The organism is Novosphingobium malaysiense, from assembly GCF_000802225.1.
Classification (GTDB): Bacteria; Pseudomonadota; Alphaproteobacteria; order Sphingomonadales; family Sphingomonadaceae; genus Novosphingobium; species Novosphingobium malaysiense.
In genome coordinates, this window is the sequence record NZ_JTDI01000067.1 from 1 (window position 1) to 407 (window position 407).

General features: G+C 58.0%; 1 protein-coding gene. It reads right to left on the reverse strand.

Annotated elements, in window-relative coordinates:
• Positions 1-73: 73 nt before the first annotated feature.
• Positions 74-407: alpha/beta fold hydrolase (locus LK12_RS23520; RefSeq protein WP_039290911.1), on the reverse strand; the 334-nt coding region annotated here is incomplete at its 5' end.

Consider the following 407-nt stretch of genomic DNA (forward strand, 5'->3'; position numbering starts at 1 on the left):
CGATACATTGCGCCGAATGGTCGACGCCACTGCAGCGGGTTACGAAAGTCATACCACAAGCCGAACCTGACAGTCATGATGCGGTTTCCAGTTCTGCGAGAAAGCCGAGCAACGCAGCGCAATAGTCCTCGTAGTTCTCGAACATCGGTCCGTGGCCACAACCCTCGAAACGGATCACACGACCGTTCTTCGCGCAAGATGCGGCAAATTCACCTATCCCCGGAGGTGTAAAAGCGTCTTCGCTCCCGACGAACGACAGCACGGGAAAATCGATTTCGGCCAGAATGTTTCGCTGGTCGATCGTCGCGAGTTCGGCCAGGCTGCGATCGGCCCCCGGGGCAGCCTGCATGAATACGGAGAACATCCAGTCGAGAACGGCCTCGCTCACCGGCTTTGCGCATACTGCC